The organism is Micromonospora rosaria, from assembly GCF_001567585.1.
Lineage (GTDB): Bacteria > Actinomycetota > Actinomycetes > Mycobacteriales > Micromonosporaceae > Micromonospora > Micromonospora rosaria.
The window spans coordinates 1-1,273 of sequence record NZ_LRQV01000303.1 but is presented as its reverse complement, the minus strand read 5'-3'; the positions used below and the strand labels follow the sequence as shown (position 1 = coordinate 1,273).

2 protein-coding genes and 1 other annotated feature are annotated in these 1,273 nt (G+C 66.5%); both genes read right to left on the bottom strand.

The features are described 5' to 3' along the window. Nucleotides 1–898 (bottom strand): IS3 family transposase (locus tag AWW66_RS32205; RefSeq protein ID WP_067374607.1); only part of this gene is annotated, 898 nt, incomplete at its 3' end. Then, nucleotides 827–940, bottom strand: a sequence feature (AL1L pseudoknot). Its footprint overlaps the gene before it by 72 nt. Continuing rightward, nucleotides 895–1,206: a transposase gene (locus AWW66_RS32200; RefSeq protein ID WP_067374605.1), complete on the bottom strand. Its 312-nt coding sequence runs from the start codon at nt 1,204–1,206 to the stop codon at nt 895–897. (Overlaps the previous feature by 46 nt.) The genes AWW66_RS32200 and AWW66_RS32205, both read right to left, overlap by 4 nt. Between the last annotated feature and the right edge of the window lie 67 nt (nt 1,207–1,273).

The window sequence follows — 1,273 nt, the reverse complement described above, 5'->3', positions numbered from 1 at the left end:
TGTTCACGGGGTTCGGTGTATCGATGTTCTTTGCATACCAGGTGGCCTCGTACTCGTCCGGGGACAGCCAGCCGAGGTCCTTCTGGATGCGTTCGCGGTTGTACCACCCGTCGATGTAGGCGAAGATCGCGTTTTCCGCCTCGTCTCGGGTGCGCCACGAGCGTCGGTAGACCAGTTCGATCTTCAGCGTGCTGAAGAAGTTCTCCATCAGGGCGTTGTCGTAGGAGTCTCCGACGGACCCCATCGAGGGCAGGATCCCGTTGTCTGCCAGGCGTTCCGAGAATCTAATCGCGGTGTAGGTCGATCCGCGGTCGCTGTGATGGATCAACTGTCCGTCACGCACGTCGCGCGACCAGATCCCGTACTCCAGGGCGCCGAGGACGAGGTCGGTGTTGCATCGGTCGGAGGTCCTCCACCCGACGATCCGGTTGGAGAACGCGTCGCGGACCGCGGCCAGCCACAGCACCCCGTCACCGCAGGCGATGCGGGTCGCGTCGGCCACCCACAGCCGGTTCGGGGCGTCGGTGGTGAAGTTCCGGTTGACCAGGTCTGGCGCCGGATCGGCCTTCGGGTTCTGCGTGGTGGACCCGCCCCGCCAGCCCTTACGCAGGAACGCGCCCTGCAGGTCGTGTTCGCGCATCAGCCGCTCGACCCGTTTACGGCCGACGCGGAGGCCACGGCGGGCGAGGGTGGCGTGCACCCGCGGGCTGCCATACGTCTGCCCGGACCGGTCGTGGATGTCGACGATCTCCGACAGCAACCCGCGGTCCTCGACCTCCCGTGGCCCAGGGGCGGCCTCCCGGGCCAGCCAGCCGTAGTAGGTCGACGGGGCGATCTTGAGGACCCGGAGGACGGGCTCGACCCCGAAGCGGCCACGCAGCTCGTTCACGAGCGTCATGACCGTCGCCGGGTCGGGTCGAGTTCCGATGCGAAAAAAGCGGATGCGGCCTTGAGGATCTCGTTGGCTCTGCGCAGCTCAGCATTCTCTTTGCGGAGCCGGCGCAGTTCCTCGGCCTCGGCGGTGGTGGGCTGGTCGAAGCGTTCACCGTGATCAGCCTGGTCCTGGCGGATCCAGTTGCGCAGCGCCTCGGGATGCACACCGAGTTGCTCGGCCAGGCGCTTGATCACCGGTTTGGGGTCGGACTCCCGGTAGAGCCGCACCGCACGCTGGCGCAGCTCGTCCGGGTACTTACGAGGGGCAGGCACGAAAACCTCCTGGTCAGGGCCTATCAGACCACGATCGAAAGTCTCCGAGCTACCGGGGGAACCTCAG